Genomic DNA, 18,913 nt, shown 5'->3' with positions numbered 1-18,913 from the left:
ATCTATTTTTCCATCAACCGATGGCGACAAATCACAAACAAATGGCTGGACTTGTTTGCCTAAGTCCAGCCATTGCAGTGCTTATTAAACGACAGCGGAAAAACAATGTTTCAGCGATAAAACCAACACATTGGCGTTTAAGTTTAGCGCTTAGTCTAGGTAGTTAAGGATGCCTTGAGCAGCATCGCGACCTTCGGCAATGGCTGTCACGACTAAGTCAGAACCGCGCACCATATCACCACCGGCAAACACTTTAGGGTTGGTGGTTTGGAATGGATTTTCGTCTAACTTACTCGCTTTAACTCGGCCCCATTGATCGAGCTCGATACCATGGTCGGCAAACCAAGGTGCTGGACTAGGTTGGAAACCAAAGGCAATAATTATCGCATCGGCTTCGAGCAACTGTTCGCTACCCGCAATCGCTTCGGCCCGTTGACGACCGCTGGCATCGGCTTTACCCATGGCGGTTTCGACGCATTCAATGCCAACTACTTTGCCATCTTGGGTTTTAATTGCCACAGGTTGACGGTTAAACAGGAAATTAACGCCTTCCTCCCGCGCATTTTGCACTTCGCGGCGTGAACCCGGCATGTTGGCCTCGTCACGGCGGTAAGCACAGACTACGCTGCTGGCACCTTGTCTGACGGCTGTGCGCACGCAATCCATCGCGGTATCACCACCACCTAATACCACGACACGTTTACCTTCAAGGTTCAGGTAGGGTGTTTCGTCATTCTGGGTGCCCATTAAATGATGGGTGTTACCAATCAAATAGGGCAGGGCTTGGTATACGCCTTGAGCATCTTCACCCTCAAGGCCCGCTTTCATCGCGGTATAGGTGCCCATCCCAAGGAATACGGCATCGTACTCTTCGAGCAGTTTAGTAAATGGGATGTCTTTACCGACAGTAACCCCGAGTTTGAACTCAATGCCCATGCCTTCTAATACACTGCGACGGGTCGCCATGACGGCCTTGTCGAGTTTAAAAGACGGAATACCGTAGGTGAGTAGACCACCAATTTGTGGATATTTATCAAAGACCACGGCTTTAACACCGTTGCGAGACAGAATATCCGCGCAGCCCAAACCCGCAGGACCCGCACCGACAATCGCTACTCGTTCAGCGCGCGGCGTGACCTTGCTCATATCGGGGCGCCAGCCTTGGGCGATGGCAGTGTCGGTAATGTATTTTTCGACATTACCGATAGTGACAGCACCAAAATCGTCGTTAAGGGTACAAGCGCCTTCGCAGAGTCTGTCCTGTGGACAAACACGGCCGCAGATTTCGGGCAGAGTGTTGGTCTCATGCACTAAATCCGCCGCTTCCATGATGCGACCTTGCTCCGCTAGCTTGAGCCAGTTAGGAATATAATTGTGTAGCGGACATTTCCACTCACAATAAGGATTGCCGCAATCTAAACAGCGATCCGCTTGCTGTGCCACTTCAGGCTGAGCAAAAGGCTGATAAATCTCAATAAACTGAGTCGCACGTTTAGCCGCAGGGTGTTTGGTGGGGTCTTTGCGACCCACTTCAATAAATTGAAAATCGTTACTCATGCGCCATTACCCCGCTTTTACAACTAATTCTGGGCTCGATTTCTCTAACTTGAGCAGATCGGCCACGGCAATATTTTTAGGTTTCACTAATACGAAGCAATCTAACCAGTTACCAAAATCACTTAAGATCATCTTGGCATGTTCACTGCCCGTTTCGGCCACGTGGGCTTCAATCAGACCTTTCAAATGTTGTTGATGAATGGGTGATTCGAGTTTTTGAGTATCGACAAGCTCAGTGTTCACTCGGCGATTGAAGCGGCCGAATTGATCGAATACATAGGCAAAGCCGCCTGTCATACCTGCGCCGAAGTTCACCCCTGTTTTACCAAGGACAACCACTATGCCGCTGGTCATGTATTCACAGCCGTTATCACCGAGTCCTTCGACCACAGCAATCGCCCCTGAGTTACGGACCGCAAAACGCTCGCCCGCTTGACCCGCGGCGAAGAACTTGCCGCCTGTCGCGCCGTAAAGGCAAGTGTTACCGACAATGGCGCTGCGCTCACTTTGGAACGGGCTGCCAATAGGCGGATAAATCACTATTTGGCCGCCAGACATGCCTTTACCGACATAGTCGTTGGCATCGCCGCAGAGTTTTAACTCAAGGCCTGGGCTATTCCACACGCCAAAGCTTTGGCCGGCACTGCCGTTAAAGCTCAGTTTAACCGGCGCTTTGGTGCCTTTGACGCCGAGCGTGCTCGCGATATAGCCTGACAATGTCGCGCCAACGGAGCGGTCGGTGTTGTTGATGCTGTAAGCGGCATCGAAACACTCGCCCTTATCGACGGCGCTTTGGCACTCGTTTAATAAATGTTGGTTAAGCAACCCTAAATCCGCTGGTGGATTGGTTTCTTGCCAAGTGCGTGACGAGGTTGCTGGCACTTTGGGTTGATACAAAATCGGTGACAGATCTAAGCCTTGTTGCTTAGCGGTTTGGCCTTCGAGGGCATATAACCATTCACTGCGACCAACTAAGTCTTCAAACTTACTCACCCCTAAGGTCGCCATCCATTCACGGACTTCCTCGGCGACAAACTCAAAGTAAGTCATCACTCGCTCTGGCAGACCATGGTAATGGTTGTCACGCAGGTTTTTATCTTGCGTAGCTACGCCAGTCGCGCAGTTGTTCAAGTGGCAAATACGCAGGTATTTACAACCTAGGGCGATCATTGGCACTGTACCAAAACCAAAGCTTTCGGCGCCTAACAACGCGGCTTTAATCACATCTGTACCGGTTTTTAAGCCGCCATCGACTTGCAGGCGAATTTTATGGCGTAGACCGTTTTCCACGAGCGATTGATGCACTTCGGCTAAACCTAGCTCCCACGGACTCCCCGCATACTTCACTGAGGTGATTGGGCTGGCACCTGTGCCGCCGTCATACCCTGAAATCGTGATCATATCCGCATAGGCTTTAGCTACGCCGGTGGCGATCGTGCCCACGCCGGGTTCAGACACAAGTTTGACTGAAATCAGCGCTTTCGTGTTGATTTGCTTCAAGTCGAAAATCAGCTGGGCTAAATCTTCGATAGAGTAAATATCGTGGTGCGGCGGCGGTGAAATCAAGGTTACACCTGGGCGCGCATGACGCAGTCCGGCGATTTCAACGCTGACTTTATGGCCGGGTAACTGGCCACCTTCTCCGGGTTTTGCCCCTTGGGCGACTTTAATCTGCAACACATCGGCGTTGACTAAGTAGTGCGCCGTAACGCCAAAGCGCGCCGAGGCAATCTGTTTAATCGCAGAGTTGCGTTCAGTATTAAAGCGGCGAGCATCCTCACCACCTTCACCTGAGTTCGATCGGCCGCCTAAGCGGTTCATCGCGATAGCCAGCGCTTCATGGGCTTCGGGGCTGAGGGCGCCGATACTCATTGCCGCGCTGTCAAAGCGTTGATACAAGCCCGCTGCGCCTTCGACGTTAGCGACATCAATTGATGCCTGCGCCCCCTTGATACCGATTAAGTCACGTAGCGTGGCTATTGGACGATTGTCGACAAGGTCGGCGAACTTTTTATAGGTCGCGAAGTTTTTGTCAATCAATGACGCCTGCAAAGTGTTGACCACATCAGGGTTGAAGCAGTGATACTCACCCCCTTCAACGTATTTCAGCAGGCCACCTTGTGGCAATGGCACATGGGCGCGGTAGGCCGCTTTGTGCAGAATCGCTTGGTCTTGGGCGATTTCTGCAAAACTGACGCCTTCGATACGGCTGATCACGCCTTTAAAGCACAGTTCAATCACATCGCTGGCGATGCCGATGGCTTCAAACTGTTGGCTACAACGGTAGGAACCGACAGTACTGATGCCCATTTTGGACATGATCTTACGCAAACCTTTTTCGATGCCGTAACGGAAGTTCAGCATCAATGCTGTGGTGTCGGTTAACTGGTGACGTTTCGCCAGTTCAGAGATTGATTCATACACTAAGTACGGATAAATCGCGGTGGCACCAAAGCCAAGTAATACGGCAAAGTGATGTGGATCTCGCGCCGATGCGGTTTCAACAATAATGTTGGTGTCACAGCGCAGGCTCTTATTTACCAGCATTTGTTGCACAGAACCGACCGCCATGGCCGCAGGGATCACTTGTGCCGTTTTACCTATGGCTCTATCCGAGAGGATAAGTAAAGTCGTGCCGCTGCGGGCTAAACGCTCGGCTTCGGCTGTGATGCGGCGAATGGCACTTTCTAATCCTTCCTGTGGTTCGTAATTCAAATCGACAATGTTGGCGCGGTAGTAAGTACTATCTAATCCCAGTAACTGATTAAAATCACTGAATAATAAGATAGGTGAGTTGAACATGACGCGGTAGGCATTACCCGTCGTTTCATTAAAGAGGTTCTGCTCACGGCCAATACAAGTGGTCAAGGACATAACGTGTTTTTCACGTAATGGGTCTATGGGTGGGTTAGTCACTTGAGCGAATTTTTGCCTAAAATAGTCATACAGTGAACGTGACTTTTTCGACAATACCGCCATAGGCGTATCGTCGCCCATAGAACCTGTGGCTTCTTCGCCTTGTTTTGCCAGTACCCAAATGACTTGCTCTAATTCTTCACGGGTATAGCCAAATTGTTTTTGGTATTGCAGCAAAAGCTCAGGGCTTAACTCGCTGGCACCATGTTGTTCAGAGGCTAAATCTTCCGCTGGCGTTAAAGTACGGCTGTTCTTCGCCATCCACTCTTTGTAAGGGTGGCGACGTTTCAAGTCGTTATCAATTTCAAAGGATTGGTACAGGCGGCCGTTCAAGGTATCGAGTACCAGCAGCTCACCAGGCCCAACTCGGCCTTTTTCAATCACTTCATCGGCGGCGTAATCCCAAATGCCGACTTCGGAGGCCAAGGTCAAAATACGATCTTTTGTGATCACATAACGCGATGGACGCAGACCATTACGGTCAACTGCGCAGGCGGCATGGCGACCGTTGGTCATCACAATACCTGCCGGACCATCCCAAGGCTCCATGTGCATGGAGTTAAAGTCGTAGAAGGCTTTTAACTCGTCATCCATTTCTGGATTACTTTGCCAAGCAGGCGGGATCAATAGACGCATGGCACGGTATAAGTCCATGCCACCGGATAACAGCATTTCCAGCATGTTATCTAAGGAAGAAGAATCTGAGCCTGTTTCATTCACAAAGGGAGCGGCCTGCTGCAAATCTGGCAGTAGTGGTGAATTAAACTTATAGGCGCGGGCGCGGGCCCATTGACGGTTACCCGTAATCGTATTGATTTCGCCGTTATGGGCTAAATATCTAAACGGCTGAGCTAATGGCCATTTAGGAGAAGTATTCGTTGAGAAACGTTGATGGAATAGGCAGATAGAGCTTTTTAAGCGAATGTCCGCGAGATCGGGATAAAACGCGGGCAAGTCTACAGGCATCATTAAGCCTTTATAGACGATAACTTGGCCAGACAAACTCGCGACATAGAAGTCTTTGTCATCGGTGATCTGCTGCTCTAAACGGCGACGCGCCATATAAAGGCGGCGTTCCAAGTCTTTTTCACGCCAGCCAATAGGGGCGTTGATCAGCACTTGGTAGATTTGTGGCAGGCTAGCCTTGCCGATTTCACCTAATACATCTGGATTGACCGGCACTTTGCGCCAGCCTGCAATACTTAAGGTTTCACGCTCGAGTTCGCGCTCAAGAATAAACTTAGCTTGGTCAGCCAGTTCATCATCTTGACTTAAAAACAGCATACCTACTGCAAATTTACGGCTCAAATGCCAATCATTTTCCGCGGCAATCGCTTCAAAAAATTGCACTGGCAATTGCATTAATAAGCCACAGCCGTCGCCAGTGCGACCGTCGGAGGCAATACCACCGCGGTGCTTCATACGATCTAGACCATGGATTGCCGTGCGCACTATACGATGACTGGCTTCGCCATCCATCTGTGCTATCAACCCAAAACCACAATTGTCCCGCTCAAAACTGGGATGATATAAGCTCATACAAAAACCTCCCTAGACCTCAACTGATTACTACTCGGGGAGAAAATGTAAAGACTTTCTATAGATATGCACCCGAACCACCCAAATTAGCCTGAGATTCAATAAAGGTCAAACCAAAAATTTGCATAAAACATGGGTATTAATTCATGTTTCATACACAAGTCATAATTGCTTTACGTTAACGTCAACAGTAAAAAGTGCTGTATAACATTATGAATAAAAAGAATTTTAAAAATGAAGAAACTGTGGGTTTACCAAAATGTAACATGCAGGTTGGATTGTTTTTGATTTAGAAATAGTGATTTTTATTGCAAACACAGTAATTAAATAAAAAATTATAATTGTTGAATTATTATTCATTATCGATGTGAGCAAGATCTCAGTGGTTAGTGTGTTAATTTGAGGATGCGCACATTTATGACAATAAGGGTATGAGTCAGGCGGGAATTTGATGTAGCGCCAAGAAACCACTCGCTACCTTGTTTACACTAAGCTTTTTCTTCTATTTGTTCACGTATTTTCTTTTCTATTTGTGATTTTATCTTGGTTATTCTCAATGAAGCGATATGAAATTTGGTGGGTGCTCTGATGGGGCTTGATGCATATGTGAACACCTTTGGTGCCGTTTGCAAGGCGCGATATGGTACGCGACTGCGAAAACTCACCATAGATGCCAAGTTTACTTGCCCCAACCGTGATGGCACCTTGGGGCGTGGAGGTTGTACTTTCTGCAATGTGGCGTCATTTAGCCACCAAACTGCTGATGTGCTGAGTATTACCGAGCAGCTCGAACAGGGTAAGAGTCGTTATCGTGAGGCGAAACCTCAGGCGCAAGCCGATAAATTTATAGCGTATTTTCAGGCTTACACTAGCACTTATGATGAGTATCAGGTGTTAATGGCTAAGTACGATGAAGCCGTTAAAGATGGCGAGATAGTGGGTTTGTGTGTAGGAACTCGCCCCGATTGTGTGCCAGATAATGTACTGGATTTACTGGCAAGTTATCAGGCAAACGGTGTTGATGTGTGGTTAGAACTTGGGTTGCAAACCGCTAAAGATGAAACGCTGCGCAAGATCAATCGCGGCCATGATTTCGCCTGTTATTGTGACACTGTGTCGAGGGCGAGAGCTCGCGGTCTTAAGGTGTGCACTCATCTTATTCTTGGCTTACCCGATGAAACCCATAGCGATTATATGGCGACCTTAGCCGCGGTATTGCTGCAGGGCGTTGATGGCTTGAAGCTGCATCCTTTGCATGTCGTCGAAGGTAGCACTATGGCCAAGGCGTGGCGAAGTGGGCGCTTACCTTTACTGAGTCTTGAAGATTATGCTCGCAGTGTCGGCGAGATGATCCGCCATACACCCGCGGAAGTGATTTTCCACCGCGTCACCGCTTATGCGAAAAAACCTATTCTATTAGCACCAGATTGGTGTGCCTATCGATGGGATGGATTGGTGGCAATTGTGGATAATTTACAGCTTTATGGTGGACAAGGGCACGTATTAGCGCAACGATAGAGGCAAGTTAGTGGGATACATTTCCTCCTTAAATGCTATGTCGTCGCTATTATTTTGTAAGTGTTTACTTACGACTATTAGTTTGTTTTTTGTTAATTTTAATCTGAATTTGACCATGGATATCGCTATAAGTTGCACAGACAATTTTAGTGGGTATCATGTGATAAATTCGTTTTAAGCATTGGACCACTTAAGGGAGGCCTCATGGCCACAGTTGAATTAGAAGTAATCCTAGATCTCAATACTCTCGAACAGTACTGTAGCGCCATTGGTGCTGGTACTTTACTTAAGAGTGTGGTGTTATTTGAGCAGTTAATGCCTGAATATGTAGGAAATCTAGTGAAGGCTAACGACGCTGCAGACAGAGATACCTTATGTTCAGAAGCGCATAAATTTAAAGGTGCCGCAGGTTCGGTAGGTTTAAAACGCATTCAGCAAATCGCCCAGTTATTACAACATGGTGAAGAGCCTAGATGGGATGCTGAACACGGCGCTTGGGTTGCTGAGATCGTCGAACATGCGAGTGCGGATCTACAACAGTTAAAGTTATTCCTCCAAGCTAAAGCATAAGATATCGATACGCTAAGGCGCAGCAATAACATCTGTTGTTGCGCCCAATTGAGTGAATGATTGCGTTAGATTATTGGGTTCGTTATTGCGTTAGTTTGACGGCTGAGTTTGTTGCCTTTTACGTTTCCCCGCGAGTGCTTTTCTCCTCTTTGTTTGTTACCCCCACTTAAGTTTTACAGCTAATCGGTTGAATGTCGATTCGGCTCACACTCTTGAAATCTAATGCCGCGTTATTGGCTTTCAGTTATGCTAGAGTAGATTTAATTTCTTAATTCATAACCTTAATGGCAATCGAGAAAATGAAAAGTTTACCTAGCTTAAAAAACTTATTCTATTTGGTGAATCTCCATCAAGAGCAGAATTTTAACCGCGCGGCTAAGGTGTGTTTTGTCAGCCAATCGACGCTTTCGAGTGGGATCCAAAACTTAGAAGAGCAGTTAGGGCATCAGTTGATTGAGCGAGATCATAAGTCGTTTATGTTTACCGCTATTGGTGAAGAAGTGGTGCAGCGCGCCCGTAAAATTCTCACCGATGTGGATGATTTGGTTGAATTGGTGAAAAACCAAGGCGAGCCGATGACAGGCGATATACGTTTAGGGTGTATTCCTACGATTGCGCCTTTCCTATTGAGCCGTGTTATTCGTCAATGCCAGCAATCTTATCCTGCAATGAGTTTATTACTGAAAGAAGATACCACTGAGCGTTTGTTGGATGCCTTAGGTAAGGGTGAGCTGGATTTATTGATCCTTGCTTTGCCTGTGGATACCAGCGGTTATCACAGTATGAAAGTGGGTAAAGATCCATTCAAAATGGTGATCCATAAGGATTTAGCCGGAGAAATCCATCAGCCGATCGATTACCAAGCCTTGCCAGACGAGAGTATTTTCCTGCTGCAAAGCGAGCATTGCATTACGGGTCATGCCATCACAGCCTGTCAGCTTGGGGATAGCGCAAAAGTGAATCCGTTTGCCGCCACCAGTTTGCATACCTTAGTGCAGATGGTGAACAGTAAGCTGGGCACCACATTCCTGCCGCAAATGGCAATCGATGCGGGTATTTTGAATGACACAGATTTGGTGGTGATGACGCCGCCAGGTGAAGCGCCTTACCGTGATATCGGCCTTGTCTGGCGTCAAACGACCAGTCGGATCTTAACCTTCCGCACCTTAGGTTTAATGATCCAAAAGTTATTAACTAAAGAAGAACAATAAGCTCGCTGCAACAGCACAAAGTGTCACTGCAAAAAGTGTTAATGCAACTCAACGCTTAAGTGTGATGAGAAATTAGAGTGGGGAAACGCCAAACACTTCGATGGAGTGTTGTTTCCCTTTTAGTTTGACTGGACCTAGATTCGATAGGTGATATTGCGTGTTGGGATTATCTAAACGTCCCGCGAGTGCGCCGGAGATCAACATGCGTTGCCCCAAGGGATTACACTGATCTTGCAGTCTCGCTAGGGTATTGAGTACATCGCTAAAGAAACTAATCTCTTGTTTTTGCACGCCAACAACCGCTGCTACTACTTGGCCACAATGGGCCGCCGCTTTAAACTTAGGCACAAAGCCATAGTGTTCTTCAAAGTAACGCCTTTGCCAATTAAGCTGCTGACTAAATTCAAAATAGATATTCATGCAGCGGTCGTGGACTATCCCTTCTTCTAAAGGCCAGTGGATCAACACGGCATCGCCCATATAGCGATAAATCTCGGCTTCGTTGTTGGTCACAGTATCCGACAGCAAACTAAAGCTATCTTGGATCAAGCGACTAAAACGGTAATCCCCAAGTGATTCGGCGTGTGTGGTCGAGGCGACCATGTCTAAGTAAAGGAATAATCGCTGTTCGTATCTTGGCTTATGGTATTTACCGAGGCCAATGTTGAGCAGAATACGTGGGCCAACTAACAGCGCCATTTGCTCGACGAAGGCTAAACTGACCCGCACGACCACCAGATAGACGATCAATGCTTGGAATGAAGGACTGTAGAGAATGTGCGCCGTCAGCATTTGTCTTAGGGTCGACATGTGATTTTCGATGGCCCACATATTCAAAAATTGGGTCATGTAAGCTAATGTTGTCGCACCCAGTAATAAAAACAAGCCTTTAAAGATGACAGAAAACACATAGGGGAGGCGATTGATGGCACTGAAATCAGCAATAACGTTCGACATCCAATGCAGGCTGCCAAAAATTATCCCCATATAGATAGCAAGTGTCGCGAGATCGGCCGAACCTACCGCCCATTGGGGCAGTTCTGGTGATTGGGCATATCGAAAAAACACGAATGCAGCCATGGCAATCGCCCAAGCTAAAATCGCAAAAAGGAGTTTTTTCGCTTGTCTACGTGCTCTCACTGCGTGATGGGTATCCGAATACGGCGGTGATTTCAGAATGCCGTAGTTTATAGAAAAGAGTCACCTTAGTGCCAGTGAAATTTGTGATCTGGATCAATCTAAGTCTATATCGTCACTAAATATTAACCAAAAACCTTATTAAGTATCATGGCGGTGAAACTGGTCTTTAAATAAAAACCCCTAGGGTTGGTCATTTTGAGGCTGCCATCTTCGGCAATGCTTTGCGTTAATGCTTTACTGTTGGCGGCTTTGGGACGTAATTGCAGTACTTCGCCGTGGCGTGCGGTGAGTTTTTCGACTTTGCCGAGGGCGATAAGCTCCATGATCTCTTCCCAATCCTGTTGCAGCAATTGCAACTCCTGTGGATCAGGCTCCCACAATATCGGGGTGCCAATACGGCGCTCACCCACAGGAATATGTCTCTCACCTTCAACGGGTACCCAAAGGACGCGCTGTAACTTATGGCTGACTAAGCTGTTTTGCCAGGTTAACCCTTGGATATTCGACAGCGGCGCCACGCAAACATAAGTGGTCTCCAATGGACGTCCCTGTGAATCGATGGGGATAGTTTTAAGCTCGACACCTAAATGCAGAAAATCTTGCTCAGGTTTCGACCCCGCCGTCGCGCCCAGTTCCATTTCGATTAATTGGCCGACCCAGCCTTTATCCCGCTTAAGATCCTTAGGGACACTTAGGCCTCTTTGGGCGGCAATTTGCGCTAAACTCACGCCAGCCATCATATGGGCGCGCTCGAGTAGCTCTGGGAGATTTTCGGGGGGAATAATTCGATTCATGGCTGGATTTTACTTAAAAATAACCGCTTAGCAATGGCGGTCAAAAAATGAACTCCGCAATTTGAGTAAACTTGTACCGAATGTTTTTATTCTAAGTATCTGATTTTAAATTTCATATCCGAGTTACCCCCCGTTTTGCAAAAAAGTGTTCAAAGTTACTCTCTGCTTTCCCTTGCGTTCCCCACATACTTATCCACAGATATTATGGATAACTCAGTAAAATGCGTCCCTTAACCTAATAAAAACCCCAAGTCAATGCGAATAAAGGGCATTTATTCCGGCTTTTGTGGACAGTTGTGGACACTATTTGTGTATAAAGTTGAGTAATATCGTGAGAACCATAGAAATAGCTCTGGCTGGTCAAATAATGAGCTTTATTGCTTTTTTTGCCATTAATAAATTATAGTTATCATTCAAGTTGTTGAATTTAATTTAGATAAAGTTTTAACTCTAAATTAATCAAATGGCGCTAAATAGATGTTTTTTGAGCGTTATAACAAGTTTACCTGAGTTTCAAACAGAGATATCCACAGAAAATGTGGATATCCCCGCATTTCATCCCCTAGCTTTGTTGATAAATGTCTTTTAAGTGTGATTTTATCCAAGACCTAGGGTGAAATAGAGGTTTGCTGAGAGACTAGCTTTATGAAACAATCAGTTTATTAAAATTTAATGTGATTTGGAGTCCATGTGATTGATAGCGACGGCTTTCGCGCAAATGTGGGCATTATAATTTGTAACAGATATGGCCAAGTCATGTGGGCCAGACGCTTTGGTCAACACTCATGGCAATTTCCTCAAGGTGGTGTCGATGATGGCGAGACAGCAGAAGAGGCAATGTACCGTGAGCTATATGAAGAAGTGGGCCTAAGACCCGAACACGTGCATATCCTAACCTCGACCCGTTCTTGGTTACGCTATCGTTTGCCAAAGCGTTTAGTCAGGCAAGACAGTAAACCTGTGTGTATTGGGCAAAAACAAAAGTGGTTTCTGTTACAACTGAAAAGCCAAGATAGTGCGATTAATTTGAGTTCCTCTGGGCATCCTGAATTTGACGATTGGCGCTGGGTAAGTTATTGGTATCCTGTGCGGCAAGTCGTGTCATTTAAGCGTGATGTTTATCGTAAGGTGATGAAAGAGTTTGCGGTAACGGCATTGTCATTCCAGACCCTAGAAATACCTAGGAAACGGGGAAGACAAAAAACAACGGGCTGATTTTCAAAAGAGGATTGAAAACAGTGTTAAATACGCTTAGGGATATTACTCAGGCTGTGGCATCTGCCCACAGTTTGGAAACCGCATTAGAAGTCTTAGTCTCATCGACTAAAGCGGCGATGGAAACCCAATGTTGCTCCATCTATATCCTAGAAGAGCAAGAACTGGTGTTATCTGCAACCGACGGTCTTGAAAAAAGCGCCGTTGGTCGGGTACGTATGCCGCTGACCGAAGGTTTAGTCGGACTCGCAGCCCAGCGGGAAGAGGCCGTTAACTTAGCGGATGCAAGGCTTCATCCCAGATTCAAACTTTTCCCTGAAGTCGCCGAAGAAGAATACCGCGCCTTTCTAGCCGTACCTATCATCTACCAGAAAGCCGTGGTCGGGGTGATAGTGGTTCAGCAGGCGAGTGCGCGCCAATTCAGTGAAGGCGAAGAAGCCTTCCTGATGACGCTCGCCGCCCAGTTAGCAATGGCGGTGCGCGGCTTAAAACAAAAAGCCCAAGTCAGTTCCCATCATCAACAAATTCTATTTCAAGGTACGTCGGCGTCAAACGGTATCGCCATTGCGTATGCCTTTGTGCTCGGTGGAGAGATCCCCCTTGAGCAGCCCGACGTGCGCTCTGATGATATTGCCTATGAGTCGAGCCGCTTAACGACTGCTATGGTGCGTTGTAAAGAAGCGATTGGCGCCTTATCTCAGCGGTTTGACCGCGAGCAAGATGACGAAGTCGTCTCTATTTTCAATGCATTACAGTTATTACTTGATGACGCCAGTTTAGGCGGCGAGTATGCCCGTGAGGTGCAATTAGGTTGGGCCGCTGAATCGGCGGTGAGCCGAGTGTCTTTGCGTTATATTCAGCAATTCTTGGCGATGGAAGATCCTTATCTTAAGGAGCGGGCAAGCGATATCCGCGACTTAGGCCAAAAAGTATTGCGCCAGCTGATTGAGCCAGAGCGTTTAGAGCTTGAACCCGATAAACCTGTCATTTTAATTACCCGCGAAGCCGATGCGACTATGCTGGCTGAGTTCCCAAGGCAGAAACTTGCGGGGATTGTCACTGAGCTTGGCGGCGTAAACTCCCATGCCGCTATTTTAGCCCGCGCCTTAGGTGTGCCGGCCATTACCGGTGTAGAACAACTGTTATCCGCCAATATTGATCAAAAACTCTTAGTGGTGAACGCCAGCCGTGGCCAGCTATTGGTGTCGCCATCACCGGCGATTGTTGGTGAGTATCGCAGCTTAATTTCGGCGCAAAAAGCGCTGCAACGCCAGTATGCTCAAGAGTTAGCACTGCCTTCTGTGACCCTCGACGGCTCACGTATTCGTTTGTATTTAAATGCGGGATTACTCAGCGGCGTGGCTTCTGAAATTGCCGAAGGTGCCGACGGTATTGGGCTGTATCGCACCGAAATCCCTTTTATGCTGCAACAACGTTTTCCGAGTGAATCTGAGCAAGTGAAAGTGTATCAACAGGTCTTGTCGGCGGCGTCTGGTCGACCTGTGGTGATGCGCACTTTGGATGTTGGCGGTGATAAACCTTTGCCGTATTTCCCGATTAAAGAAGATAACCCTTTCCTTGGTTGGCGTGGGATCCGTTTGTCGCTGGATCATCCTGAGCTATTTTTGGTGCAGTTACGGGCCATGTTGCAGGCAGGTGGCGATGGTAAGCAATTAAGTATTTTACTGCCCATGGTCAGTAACTTAGATGAAATCGATCAATCCTTAGAATATCTGCAGCAAGCCTATGTCGAACTTAAAAACGATGTAAACAGCAACATAGTGATGCCACGCATCGGCATTATGCTTGAAGTGCCGGCGATGTTGTATCAATTGGATGATGTGGCAAAACGGGTGGATTTTGTCTCCGTTGGCAGTAATGACTTAACCCAGTATTTGCTTGCGGTTGACCGTAATAATCCGCGGGTGAGCTCGTTATTTGACAGTTATCATCCGGGAATACTGCGGGCTTTGCATCAGGCTCACTTAGATTGTCGATATCATAAGCTCGATATCAGTATTTGTGGCGAGTTAGCGGGCGAGCCTATGGGCGCCATTTTGTTGGTGGCCATGGGATACGATCAATTGAGTATGAATCAGGGCAGTTTAGCGCGGATCAATTATCTATTGCGCCGTGTCGCGCGGGCCGATTTGGATCAATTGCTTGCTAAAGCCTTGAGCCTATCAAACGGCTTCCAAGTGCGCGAGCTGGTTAAAGAATATTTGAACCAGCAAGGTCTCTCAACAATTCTTAATTAACTAATGTCGTCTTTTGCTTTAAGCTAAGGCCCTCAATTTATCACGCTGTAGGTACTCGTGTGGATAGTTTGTTGTCGGTGTTTTTTATTTGCTTAGCATTAGGCGCATTTGTCGGCTTTATGGCAGGGTTATTAGGTATCGGTGGCGGCTTGATTGTAGTGCCTGCACTGCTCTATATTCTGCCCTCGGTCGGTATTAGTTCTGCTCAGTTACCCCATATTGCGATTGCCACTTCGCTGGCGGCCATTATTCTCACTTCTATCTCATCGACGCGAGCACATCATAAGCGTGGAAACATTCCTTGGGATTTATTCAAGACGATGTTGCCTGGGATTATTCTTGGGGCATTAACCTCTGGTTTTATTGCCGAACGTATCTCCGCTGCCGCTTTGCAGCAGGGCTTTGCGATATTTGTGGTGTTGATGTCGATTCAGATGGCGTATCCCTTTAAAGCTGAATCGAATCGTGAGCTACCCAGCGCGCCGATATTATTTGTTGTGGCCGCGTTAGTTGCGATGGTCGCAGGACTGATGGGCATCGGCGGCGGGGTATTGTTAGTGCCGTTTTTAACCTTCTTTGGTCTGCAGATGCGTTACGCCGTTGGGTTTTCGGCGGCGACAGGTTTGTTGATCTCCCTCTCGGGCAGTTTAGGTTATATCATCGCGGGCTTTAATGCGCCCGAGTTGCCCTACGGCACCTTAGGTTTTATCTATTTACCCGCCTTGTTTGGTTTAGTGATCACATCTGTCTTGATGGCGCCTGTGGGTGTTAAAGCGGCGAGCACTTGGCCAACATCGGTACTTAAAAAGATATTTGCACTGTTACTTCTGTGTGTCGGCCTTAAGTTAATTCTGACCTAGTTTTTATGTTTACCTCTGTTTGAGGCTGCTAATGGATGTGTTATGGCGTTGAGTTTCCCCAATATCGATCCCGTGATCGTATCATTTGGACCGTTTAATCTGTTTGGACAAAGCTTTGAACCTGCGCTGCGTTGGTATGGTTTTACGTATTTAGTCGGATTTGTCGCGGCAATGTGGTTGCTCAATCGACAAGCCGACCGCTCAAAGGGAGTATGGTCGCGGGAGCAAGTTTCAGATTTACTCTTTTATGGTTTTCTTGGGGTGATATTGGGCGGGCGTGTCGGTTATGTGCTTTTTTATCATTTCGATTATTTCCTCGCCAGCCCTATGTATTTGTTTAAAATCTCAGAAGGCGGAATGTCCTTCCACGGCGGTTTGATGGGCGTAATTGCGGCGATGATTTATATTGCCAGGAAACAAAAGCGCACCTTCTTTGCGGTCGCCGATATGGTGGCACCTGTGGTGCCTATCGGTCTAGGCGCAGGTCGTATTGGTAACTTTATTAATGGTGAACTCTGGGGCAGAACCACAGACGTGCCATGGGGCATGGTGTTTCCAACAGGAGGCCCCGATCCGCGTCATCCTTCCCAGTTGTACCAATTTGCACTTGAAGGTGTGGCGCTATTCCTATTACTTTACTGGTTTAGTAAACGTACCGATAAAGTCGGTGCCATCTCTGGTATGTTCTTAGTTGGTTACGGTATTTTCCGTATTATGGTTGAAACGGTGAGACAACCCGATGCACAGTTGGGACTCTACTGGGGATTGATGACCATGGGGCAGATACTGTCTATCCCTATGGTGTTAATCGGTTTGTACTTGATTTTTCGTAAGCAAGGTAAGCAGCAATGAAACAGTATTTAGACTTAATGAAGCACATCTTAGCCGAAGGTGTGGATAAATCGGATCGCACAGGTACGGGGACTCGCTCAGTATTTGGCTATCAAATGCGCTTCGATTTGAGCAAAGGTTTTCCTTTGGTAAGCACCAAGAAATGCCACATGCGCTCTATCATCCACGAATTGCTGTGGTTCCTGAAGGGTGAAACTAACGTTGCCTATTTACGCGAAAACAAGGTCAGTATTTGGGATGAATGGGCCGATGACAATGGCGATTTAGGACCGGTTTATGGTGCCCAGTGGCGTAGCTGGCCAACCCAGAGTGGCGATGCTATCGATCAGATTTCACAAGTTATTGCCCAGATAAAATCTCAGCCTGATTCTCGCCGCCTTATCGTTTCTGCTTGGAACGTGGGCGAGCTGGATAAAATGGCCTTGGCGCCATGCCACGCGTTTTTCCAGTTCTATGTGGCTGATGGCAAATTATCTTGTCAGCTGTATCAGCGCAGCTGTGATGTGTTTCTAGGTTTGCCATTTAACATTGCCAGTTATGCTTTGTTAACTATGATGGTAGCCCAGCAATGTGACTTGGCCTTAGGTGATTTTGTGTGGACGGGTGGTGATACCCATTTATATTCAAACCATATGGAACAAACTGCATTGCAGTTAAGTCGTGAGCCAATGCCATTGCCAACCATGACGATTTTACGTAAACCTGAATCAATTTTTGATTATCAATTCGACGATTTCGAGCTAACAAACTACGCTCCACATCCCCATATCAAAGCACCTGTCGCCGTGTAACGTGCATTTTTTCGACCAATACCTCGGAATAACCGAGGTGTTAGGTCGAAACTTACGATTATATTTGTTGTTACAATTCGTCTACACTCAATTCATTATGATTTTTAGGAGTGCACGATGGAAAAAGCAATTAGAAATTTTCTGAGCCAAGAATCGGCTGGCGGTATCCTATTATTGGTTGCTGTTGCCTTAGCTATGCTGATGGCCAATTCCCCTTTATCTGGACTTTATCAAGGCTTTTTAGGCACTGACGTACAAGTTAAAATTGGCGAGCTCGATATTCATAAGCCGTTAATTCTGTGGATCAACGATGGCCTGATGGCCGTATTCTTTTTGCTTATTGGTTTAGAAGTTAAACGTGAGTTACTCGAAGGCGCCTTATCGAGTGTCGCTCAAGCCTCTCTGCCTACCTTTGCGGCCATTGGCGGCATGTTAGTCCCTGCTGGGGTGTACTTACTGTTTAACTATGGCGATCCGGTCACACAAGCGGGCTGGGCGATTCCTGCCGCGACGGATATTGCGTTTGCTTTAGGTATTATGGCGCTGCTTGGGAGCCGCGTTCCCGTTTCACTGAAAGTCTTCTTACTTGCTTTAGCGATTATCGATGACTTAGGTGTCATTGTGATTATCGCGCTGTTCTACAGCACCGACCTGTCAACCATCAGTTTAGTGATTGCCAGTTTAGCGATTGCGGGCTTGGTTGGGTTAAACCGTAAAGGGGTCACCTCACTTTTACCCTATGGCATCTTAGGATTGATCCTTTGGGTCGCCGTACTTAAGTCTGGAGTGCATGCGACTCTGGCTGGCGTCATCATCGCTTTCTGTATTCCATTACGGGCAAAGGATGGCAGCTCACCTTCAGAAGGCTTAGAGCACAGTTTGCACCCTTGGAGCACCTTCTTCATTCTGCCTGTGTTCGCTTTTGCCAATGCGGGGGTTTATGTCGGTAATATGAATTTGGAGACGTTAATTTCTCCTGTCCCCGTTGGTATTGCACTGGGCCTGATGTTAGGCAAACCCATTGGTGTGATGGTGTTTAGCTATATTGCGGTGAAACTCAAACTCGCTCAGTTACCCGATGGCGTAGGTTGGAAGCAAATTGCCCCAGTCGCGGCCATGTGCGGTATTGGTTTTACTATGTCTATGTTTATTGCGTCGTTAGCCTTTGAACATGCAGATCCTATGTACGGTGACTTAGCACGCCTAGGAACCTTAATCGGTTCGATTATGGCGGCGTTAGTCGGGTATTTCTGGTTATCAAAAGTGTTACCTAATAAAGGAGTATAACTATGATAAAGTTGAAATTAATGGGAATGGCAACACTCTTATGTCTATCGACAACCGCGACGGCATCGCAAATATCGGCCTGTAATCAGGATGCGAACTCTCAGACCTGCCAAAGCTATCTTGAAGGGATAGTCGATGGCGCTCTGATGTTTAAATCTGATTCCTTAGGGGCGAGATTAGAAACCAATGGTTATGAATCAAGGGCGCTTAAATATCGCGGCGGTAAACGTTTCCAAGAGGCGAATCGGACCTATTGCGCTGAACGTATCCCTGAACGTCATGTTTTAGTGTCAGGTGTCACTGAAGCGGTAAGTCTGGGTAATGCGACTGATTTGGAGCAATTACAAGGCATAGTCACAAACTTGCTTGATTGCCAGCGTTTGCAATAAACTGATTTATAACAAT

The 18,913-nt window shown here is 47.1% G+C and carries 14 protein-coding genes; 10 read left to right on the top strand and 4 right to left on the bottom strand.

Features of this window, described 5'->3' with window-relative positions; translation table 11 throughout:
- Positions 1-150: 150 nt before the first annotated feature.
- Positions 151-1,557 (bottom strand): FAD-dependent oxidoreductase, encoded by a 1,407-nt coding sequence (locus tag OX890_RS17085; RefSeq protein ID WP_126492502.1) that lies wholly within the window; start codon positions 1,555-1,557, stop codon positions 151-153.
- A gap of 6 nt (positions 1,558-1,563) precedes the next feature.
- Positions 1,564-6,012 carry a glutamate synthase large subunit gene (gltB, locus tag OX890_RS17080; RefSeq protein WP_268649611.1) on the bottom strand — a complete coding sequence of 1,483 codons (4,449 nt, stop codon included), beginning with the start codon at positions 6,010-6,012 and terminating at the stop codon, positions 1,564-1,566.
- A gap of 588 nt (positions 6,013-6,600) precedes the next feature.
- Here gltB and OX890_RS17075 point away from each other — a divergent pair.
- From OX890_RS17075 to oxyR, 3 genes are all read left to right on the top strand, one after another.
- Complete coding sequence (locus OX890_RS17075; RefSeq protein ID WP_268649610.1) at positions 6,601-7,530, top strand: TIGR01212 family radical SAM protein; 930 nt, start codon at positions 6,601-6,603, stop codon at positions 7,528-7,530.
- A gap of 204 nt (positions 7,531-7,734) precedes the next feature.
- The gene (locus OX890_RS17070; protein WP_006080758.1) at positions 7,735-8,100 is read left to right on the top strand and encodes an Hpt domain-containing protein; all 366 of its coding nucleotides are present in this window, start codon (positions 7,735-7,737) and stop codon (positions 8,098-8,100) included.
- Positions 8,101-8,399: 299 nt separating this feature from the next.
- On the top strand, positions 8,400-9,311 hold the full coding sequence (gene oxyR / locus OX890_RS17065) for a hydrogen peroxide-inducible genes transcriptional activator OxyR (protein WP_087486463.1): 912 nt from the start codon (positions 8,400-8,402) through the stop codon (positions 9,309-9,311).
- Between the two features lie 72 nt (positions 9,312-9,383).
- Here oxyR and OX890_RS17060 read toward each other — a convergent pair whose 3' ends face one another.
- Together OX890_RS17060 and mutH are read right to left on the bottom strand one after the other, a co-directional pair.
- Positions 9,384-10,451: an adenylate/guanylate cyclase domain-containing protein gene (locus tag OX890_RS17060; RefSeq protein ID WP_006080760.1), complete on the bottom strand. Its 1,068-nt coding sequence runs from the start codon at positions 10,449-10,451 to the stop codon at positions 9,384-9,386.
- A 122-nt stretch (positions 10,452-10,573) separates the two neighbouring features.
- Entirely contained in the window at positions 10,574-11,245 is a 672-nt protein-coding gene (mutH, locus tag OX890_RS17055) for a DNA mismatch repair endonuclease MutH (protein ID WP_006080761.1), read from the bottom strand.
- Between the two features lie 690 nt (positions 11,246-11,935).
- On the opposite strand from mutH, the gene rppH reads away from it, so the two are divergent.
- From rppH to OX890_RS17020, 7 genes are all read left to right on the top strand, one after another.
- Positions 11,936-12,460: an RNA pyrophosphohydrolase gene (rppH, locus tag OX890_RS17050; RefSeq protein ID WP_006080762.1), complete on the top strand. Its 525-nt coding sequence runs from the start codon at positions 11,936-11,938 to the stop codon at positions 12,458-12,460.
- 23 nt (positions 12,461-12,483) lie between these two features.
- Positions 12,484-14,718, top strand: a complete 2,235-nt coding sequence (ptsP, locus tag OX890_RS17045) for a phosphoenolpyruvate--protein phosphotransferase (RefSeq protein WP_012088598.1) — start codon at positions 12,484-12,486, stop codon at positions 14,716-14,718.
- Between the two features lie 59 nt (positions 14,719-14,777).
- Positions 14,778-15,578 carry a sulfite exporter TauE/SafE family protein gene (locus OX890_RS17040; RefSeq protein ID WP_012588262.1) on the top strand — a complete coding sequence of 267 codons (801 nt, stop codon included), beginning with the start codon at positions 14,778-14,780 and terminating at the stop codon, positions 15,576-15,578.
- 42 nt (positions 15,579-15,620) lie between these two features.
- Positions 15,621-16,430: a prolipoprotein diacylglyceryl transferase gene (gene lgt / locus OX890_RS17035; RefSeq protein ID WP_268649609.1), complete on the top strand. Its 810-nt coding sequence runs from the start codon at positions 15,621-15,623 to the stop codon at positions 16,428-16,430.
- On the top strand, positions 16,427-17,221 hold the full coding sequence (thyA, locus tag OX890_RS17030) for a thymidylate synthase (protein WP_006080766.1): 795 nt from the start codon (positions 16,427-16,429) through the stop codon (positions 17,219-17,221). Before lgt ends, thyA begins: the two co-directional genes overlap by 4 nt.
- 117 nt (positions 17,222-17,338) lie before the next feature.
- The gene (gene nhaA / locus OX890_RS17025) at positions 17,339-18,508 is read left to right on the top strand and encodes a Na+/H+ antiporter NhaA (protein ID WP_006080767.1); all 1,170 of its coding nucleotides are present in this window, start codon (positions 17,339-17,341) and stop codon (positions 18,506-18,508) included.
- Positions 18,509-18,510: 2 nt separating this feature from the next.
- Entirely contained in the window at positions 18,511-18,897 is a 387-nt protein-coding gene (locus OX890_RS17020) for a hypothetical protein (RefSeq protein WP_126492497.1), read from the top strand.
- The last annotated feature ends 16 nt before the right edge of the window (positions 18,898-18,913 follow it).

This window comes from Shewanella sp. DAU305 (assembly GCF_026802235.1).
GTDB lineage: Bacteria > Pseudomonadota > Gammaproteobacteria > Enterobacterales > Shewanellaceae > Shewanella > Shewanella baltica.
This window is presented reverse-complemented; position numbering and strand designations above follow the sequence as displayed.